Origin of the sequence: Methyloglobulus morosus KoM1 (assembly GCF_000496735.2) — a bacterium.
Lineage (GTDB): Bacteria > Pseudomonadota > Gammaproteobacteria > Methylococcales > Methylomonadaceae > Methyloglobulus > Methyloglobulus morosus.
Genome location: NZ_AYLO01000151.1, coordinates 1 through 6,744, shown reverse-complemented (window position 1 = coordinate 6,744; position 6,744 = coordinate 1). Strand labels below are relative to the sequence as shown.

At 49.0% G+C, this 6,744-nt stretch carries 7 protein-coding genes; 6 read left to right on the top strand and 1 reads right to left on the bottom strand.

From position 1 onward, the window contains the following. Window positions 1-151 precede the first annotated feature (151 nt). Entirely contained in the window at window positions 152-511 is a 360-nt protein-coding gene (locus MGMO_RS20135; protein ID WP_161808518.1) for a hypothetical protein, read from the bottom strand. A gap of 89 nt (window positions 512-600) precedes the next feature. Between MGMO_RS20135 and tilS the strand changes: the two genes are divergently transcribed. The 6 genes from tilS to MGMO_RS17345 form a co-directional block, all read left to right on the top strand. After that, the gene (gene tilS / locus MGMO_RS17370; protein ID WP_082458427.1) at window positions 601-1,989 is read left to right on the top strand and encodes a tRNA lysidine(34) synthetase TilS; all 1,389 of its coding nucleotides are present in this window, start codon (window positions 601-603) and stop codon (window positions 1,987-1,989) included. Window positions 1,990-2,043: 54 nt separating this feature from the next. Continuing rightward, a complete protein-coding gene (locus tag MGMO_RS17365) occupies window positions 2,044-3,678 on the top strand; it encodes a CTP synthase (RefSeq protein WP_023496385.1) in 1,635 nt (544 codons plus the stop codon). After that, window positions 3,675-4,508, top strand: a complete 834-nt coding sequence (kdsA, locus tag MGMO_RS17360; protein WP_023496384.1) for a 3-deoxy-8-phosphooctulonate synthase — start codon at window positions 3,675-3,677, stop codon at window positions 4,506-4,508. The genes MGMO_RS17365 and kdsA overlap by 4 nt, the downstream gene beginning before the upstream one ends. Before the next feature lie 8 nt (window positions 4,509-4,516). Continuing rightward, window positions 4,517-5,797, top strand: a complete 1,281-nt coding sequence (eno, locus tag MGMO_RS17355) for a phosphopyruvate hydratase (protein WP_023496383.1) — start codon at window positions 4,517-4,519, stop codon at window positions 5,795-5,797. Between the two features lie 170 nt (window positions 5,798-5,967). Further along, window positions 5,968-6,243, top strand: a complete 276-nt coding sequence (ftsB, locus tag MGMO_RS17350) for a cell division protein FtsB (RefSeq protein ID WP_036308655.1) — start codon at window positions 5,968-5,970, stop codon at window positions 6,241-6,243. Window positions 6,244-6,327: 84 nt separating this feature from the next. Then, window positions 6,328-6,744, top strand: a 417-nt coding sequence (locus tag MGMO_RS17345) for a hypothetical protein (RefSeq protein ID WP_152976400.1), incomplete at its 3' end; no start/stop codon positions are given.

Genomic DNA, 6,744 nt, shown 5'->3' with positions numbered 1-6,744 from the left:
ATAGRCGGGCAATCTAGTGAGCCAGGGATCAAGATGTTTTTTGCTGATAAGATTATGAATGCAGTTGTAACCAATAAGATATTTATTCCTAGATATCCTGTTGATATATAGGCTAAATACCTCCGAAAAGTGGGTTAGTTGTAGGGTGTGGTTAGCCGCGCAAACGCACTGTGACTAAGCAAAAGCTGGTGTTTATGCGCGGCGTAACCCACCGAATGTGATGGACTTCGACATGGTGGATTACGACGCGCAAAATCACTTCACTTATCATTAAAGCTTGTTGTTTTGCGCGTCTAATCCACCCTACTATGCTACGACAATCGCCATATCCCGTTATGCCGCGCCGAGTACCGGAGGTTTTGGCGGGAATCGCCCGTAGGGGTGCGGCAGGGATGCCGCACGTTGCCGGAGGGACAGGAAGTCCCTTCCGGCAACCCCCGTCAAAACTGAGGAACGCAGGAAGCAAGCGGCATCCGGGGGTCGTTTCTTTTGGATACTTTTCTTTGGACAAGCAAAGAAAAGTAGCCCGCCTGCCAGTGCGGAACTGGCATTTAAACAAACCGTCGCGGTAGCGACACAATGTTAGCTCGACAGATTAGGATGAAAAACGAATCCCAACATCATAATTCGGATAATTGTTACATTGGGGTTCAAAAGCTCACCCACAACTTACGATTACTCGCAGCCCAAAACATTTACCTAGCCTACAGCGGCGGCATAGATTCCCATGTCTTGCTGCATTTGTGCGCGTCTATTGAACACCTCAAACCCAAAATCACCGCCGTTTACGTCAATCACGGTTTGCAGGCTGAGGCGGAAAGTTGGAGCGAACACTGCGGGCAAGTTTGCCATGACCTGGGTGTAAATTTTCTCAGCTTGACAGTGCATGCCCACGCTGCACCTGGAGAAAGCCCGGAAGAAGCCGCCCGTAATGCCCGTTATGCTGCCTTGAAACCGTTGTTGGCTAACGGTGATTTATTGCTCGTCGCCCAACATGCCGAGGATCAATTGGAAACCGTGTTGTTGCAATTGTTTCGTGGCAGTGGGCTTAAGGGCTTGTCCGGCATGCCGGAGAGTGTGGCGTTTGGTAAGGGTAGGTTAATAAGGCCATTGCTGGATATTTCCAAAGCTGAAATTATTGAATATGCCAAAACACACAGACTGGAATGGATTGAAGACCCCAGCAATCAACACAACCATTTCGACCGCAATTTCCTGCGGAATGACATTATTCCCAAACTCAAGGAACGCTGGCCTGCCATAGAGAAGACGGTGTCCCGTTCGGGCAAACATTGCGCAAATGCCCAAGATTTGTTGGCTAATATCGCCGATGATTGGCTGGCAACAACCCTGAATCCTGGCAACAACACTTTAGCCATTAGCCGATTGCAAAGCCATCCCTTATTGCAACAAGCATTAATCGTCCGACAATGGTTGAATCGCCTGGGCTTGAAAATGCCCAGCCAGGATTTTATACAAAGGATTCTTGAGCAAGTCGTCGCGGCTAAGGAAGGCGCTGATCCCTTACTAACAACACAAGGTCATTGTATTCGCCGTTATCGTGGCTCGCTGTATTGCCTGAAACCCTCGCAACGTAAATCAGGCGGTACATTGAATTGGCCTGCTGGCGAATCCTCATTACAACTATCGGATGATGTGCGTTACGAAGCCATCGAATCATCTGTCGGAATTTCTTGTGAGCATTGGCGAAATTCCAGCATTACCGTCAATTTTCGTTCTGGCGGTGAAACTATCGAGTTACCTGGGCGTAAAGGCCACCATTCCTTAAGGAAGCTCTATCAGGAAGCGGGCATCCCGCCGTGGGAAAGAACGATAACTCCCCTGGTCTACCTGAACGGTAAATTGGCGGCAGTCGGCGAACATTGGGTCAGTGCTGAGTTTTATTGTGACACTAAAGAACCCTGCTTACGCATTATCCGCCATAAAATAAATCCAAAAGGCAATGACGACACGCCCGATGTCGATTAAAATAGTCATTTCAAGCAGCACGTCAGTGACAACCTGAAGTCCAATCAACTTTTCATGACCAAATATATTTTCATCACTGGCGGTGTTGTGTCATCGCTAGGCAAAGGTATTGCCGCATCTTCCTTGGCAGCTATCCTGGAGGCGCGGGGTCTTAAGGTCACCATGACCAAGCTCGACCCTTATATCAATGTCGATCCAGGCACGATGAGTCCGTTCCAGCACGGCGAGGTTTTCGTGACCGAAGACGGCGCGGAAACCGACCTGGATTTAGGGCATTACGAGCGTTTTCTCAAAACGACACTCTCCAGAAAAAACAGTTTCACGACCGGCCAAGTGTACGACAGCGTATTGCGCAGGGAACGCAAAGGCGAATACCTGGGCGCGACCGTCCAGGTCATCCCGCATATCACCGATGAAATCAAGAACCGTATTTACCAAAGTGCGGAGGGCATGGATATTGCGATCATCGAGATCGGCGGTACGGTTGGCGACATTGAATCCCTGCCATTCCTGGAGGCCATCCGCCAGATGCGAGTGGAACTGGGCGCGGAACGGGCGTTGTTCATCCATCTTACCCTGGTGCCGTATATCCGCTCTGCCGGAGAAATTAAAACCAAACCTACGCAGCATTCGGTCAAAGAACTGCGTTCCATTGGTATCCAGCCGGATATCTTGATGTGCCGTTCTGAGCAACCCATACCCGAAAGCGACCGCCGTAAAATCGCGTTGTTTACTAATGTCGAAGAAAAGGCCGTCATCTCGGCAGTGGATGCCGATTCCATTTACCGGATTCCGCTCCTGCTCCATGAGCAAGGCTTGGATGAGATTGTCGTCAACAAGCTAAGGCTTAACGTGCCGCCAGCCGATTTGTCTGAATGGCAGCAGGTGGTTGAGGCCTTGGCGCATCCAACGTCCGAAGTCAAGATAGCCATTGTCGGCAAATATGTCGACCATTCGGATGCGTACAAGTCGTTAAATGAAGCCCTTACCCATGCGGGCATAACCACCCGCCACCGCGTCAAGATCGCTTATATTGATTCTGAAACCATTGAAGACGTGGGCGTTGATATTCTTAAACACGTCGATGCCATCCTGGTGCCCGGCGGTTTTGGCGAACGCGGCATAGAGGGTAAGATTGCCACTGCGCGTTATGCCCGTGAACACAAGATCCCGTATTTAGGTATCTGCTTGGGCATGCAGGTCGCTGTCATCGAATTTGCCAGGGATATAGCGGGCTTAGAAGGCGCGCACAGTACGGAATTTTTACCGGCATCGCCGCATCCGGTGATCGGCCTGATTACCGAATGGATGGACGAAAAAGGCCAGCTCGAAATTCGGGACGAACAGTCCGACCTGGGCGGTTCTATGCGCTTGGGTGGGCAACAATGCCGCCTGAAACCGGACTCGTTAGCGTATCGGATGTACCAAAAAGAAGTGATTACCGAACGCCATCGCCATCGCTACGAATTCAATAACCAATATTTTGAAAGACTGGAACAAGCGGGGATGCGTTTTTCCGGCGAATCCATCGACGGGCGGTTGGTGGAAGTCATTGAAATCCCCGACCATCCCTGGTTTTTGGCGTGCCAATTCCATCCCGAATTTACGTCTACACCAAGGCGAGGGCATCCGCTGTTTTCCGGCTTCGTAACGGCAGCGGCACAACACAAAAAGGAACATAATCAATGAAGTTATGCGGTTTTGAAGTAGGACTGGATCAGCCATTCTTTTTGATTGCTGGGCCGTGCGTCATCGAAAGCGAGCAATTGGCACTGGATACGGCGGGCACCCTTAAAGAGTTAACGGGAAAATTAAATATTCCCTTTATTTACAAATCCTCGTTCGATAAGGCCAACCGTTCTTCCCACGAAAGTTTTCGGGGCCTGGGTTTAGAAAAAGGGCTGGAGATACTGGCGAAGGTCAAACAACAAATCGGTGTGCCGGTGCTGACGGATGTCCACGAAGACACCCCATTAGCCGAAGTTGCCTCCGTGGTGGATGTCATGCAAACACCTGCGTTTTTGTGCCGCCAAACCAATTTTATCCAGGCTGTTGCCAGCCATGGAATTCCGGTGAACATCAAAAAAGGCCAGTTCCTGGCACCTTGGGATATGGTGCATGTCGCAAAGAAAGCCAAGGCAACAGGCAACGAACAGATTATGGTCTGCGAACGCGGCGTATCGTTCGGCTATAACAATCTGGTGTCGGATATGCGCTCGCTGGCAGTGATGCGCGATACGGGATGTCCGGTCGTGTTCGATGCCACCCATTCGGTGCAATTGCCCGGTGGACAAGGTACGCACTCAGGTGGGCAGCGTGAATTCGTCCCAGTATTGGCGCGCGCGGCGATGGCGGTCGGTATTGCCGGAATCTTTATGGAGACCCATCCCAATCCCGCCGAAGCCCTTAGCGACGGGCCGAACTCCTGGCCACTCCACAGGATGAAAGAATTACTGGAAGTCTTATTAACCATCGACAAGGCGGTCAAGTCAACCGCCTTAATTGAAACAACCTTATAGGAAACGCAATGGCAGTTATTAAAGAAATACGAGCACGAGAAATTTTGGATTCACGCGGCAACCCGACCTTGGAAGCCGATGTGGTGTTAGCGTCCGGCGTGGTCGGCAGCGCGATGGTACCTTCCGGCGCATCAACTGGCGAACGCGAAGCCATTGAACTGCGCGACGGCGACAAGACCCGATATCTGGGCAAAGGCGTGTTGAATGCCGTCAATAACGTCAAGACCGAAATCCGCTCCGCCATCATCGGTATGGATTCAGAAGACCAAGCGGGTATCGACAACAAGATGATCGCACTCGACGGCACGGACACCAAGGCCCGTTTAGGCGCAAACGCCATGCTAGCGGTGTCGATGGCGGCGGCGCACGCGTCAGCCAAAGAAAAGAGCCTGCCTTTGTACCGTGACTTGAACAAGTCCGGCGAATTCATCATGCCGGTGCCGATGATGAACATCATCAACGGCGGCTCCCATGCCGATAACAGCGTTGATTTGCAAGAATTCATGATATTGCCTGTCGGTGCGCCGACTTTCCGCGAAGCCATTCGTTACGGCGCGGAAGTGTTCCACAACCTGAGCAAGGTCTTGAAATCGAAAGGCTTGGCGACCACCGTCGGTGATGAAGGCGGTTTTGCCCCTAACCTGTCATCTAATGAAGAGGCTATCAGCGTGATCCTGCAAGCCATCGAACAAGCCGGTTACAAGCCCGGCAAAGACATTTACTTAGGCTTGGATGCTGCGGCTTCTGAATATTATCACGACGGTATTTACGACTTGGCTTCAGAAGACAAAACCTATAGCTCCACGGCAATGGCAGATTTCTTCGTCGATTGGGTCAACAAATACCCCATCATCAGCATCGAAGACGGCTTTGACGAAAACGACTGGGACGGTTGGAAAACCATGACCGATAAACTCGGCGGACGTATCCAATTAGTCGGCGATGACCTGTTCGTCACCAATCCGGCTATCTTAAAGAAAGGTATCGAAAAAAATATTGCCAATTCCATTTTGATTAAAGTCAACCAAATCGGCACCTTAACCGAAACTTTGGCGGCTATTGATATGGCGCATAAAGCAGGGTATTCTGCGGTCGTATCGCACCGTTCCGGCGAAACCGAAGACACCACCATTGCCGATTTGGCGGTCGCAACCGGAACCGGGCAAATTAAGACCGGATCACTCAGCCGTTCTGACCGTGTTGCCAAATACAACCGTTTAATGAAGATTGAGGAAGAATTGGGGAGTGCAGCAAAATACGCTGGAAGCAGCGCGTTTAAAATGTTGTAATTGTTCAACGAATAAGGATAAAGTTACTGATAAAGGTTGATTCTGTTCATGGTTCGACAAGCTCACCACGAACGGAATCAMCCCCTGCCGTTCGTCCTGAACTAATCGAAGGACGTTATTAGTAACCAGCCAGGGTTGATAAATCCATACTGTTTAGCGAGGATAAACCAATCAAAATCCTAATCGCCATCGTCATCTTACTGATAATCCACCTGCAATACCGCTTGTGGGTGGGCGATGGCAGTATTGCCCAAATTAAAGAATACCAAGCCCGCCTCGATGTCCTGAAACAAAAAACCAAAGAAAAAAAAGAGCGTAACGACGCGCTCTATGCCGAAGTCCTGGACTTACGCAAAGGCCAGGAAGCCATTGAAGAACGGGCGCGGGATGAGTTGGGGATGATTAAGGAAAATGAGACTTTTTTTCAGGTGATTGAGGAAAAATAATCATATAGATATCATTGACGCTATTGTATTTTTAGAACCGGAATTGTCGCATCACAATTTATAGTAATTTTTTTGAGAAAAATATTGAAACCTAGATTGCATGCGAAATCAACCGAGTATAATGAAATTCTTGATAGAGTAATTTCTTGCATTTCAGTAATTGAATGTTCAAAGTATTTTGAATCACATATCGGTAAGCGGCAAAGCGATCAAAAAATAATAGTTAAAGCTTTCCAAAATGAGGTCGCTGAAAACCTTTCTAACGCTTTTCCTGAAATAGACTGGAAAATTGAATTTTCTCCAAGTGAAGTTAACAAAGATTCGATTGATGTATTTGGCAATGGCAATGACTTTGTTATTGCAATCGAATTAGATAAAAACAGAGCTGATCAAGTAGCTAAAAAATTCGTATCTCGAGTAGCACTACTACCAAACATAAAGATTTACTTTATTTCATTATGCTATCCTGGCACTGATAATATGAGTAAACCAGAGTGTATT

Bases quoted from the DNA above. Each gene is read 5' to 3' on its own strand.
- tilS (WP_082458427.1), top strand. From the start codon at position 601: ATGAAAAACGAATCCCAACATCATAATTCGGATAATTGTTACATTGGG.
- MGMO_RS17365 (WP_023496385.1), top strand. From the start codon at position 2,044: ATGACCAAATATATTTTCATCACTGGCGGTGTTGTGTCATCGCTAGGC.
- kdsA (WP_023496384.1), top strand. From the start codon at position 3,675: ATGAAGTTATGCGGTTTTGAAGTAGGACTGGATCAGCCATTCTTTTTG.
- eno (WP_023496383.1), top strand. From the start codon at position 4,517: ATGGCAGTTATTAAAGAAATACGAGCACGAGAAATTTTGGATTCACGC.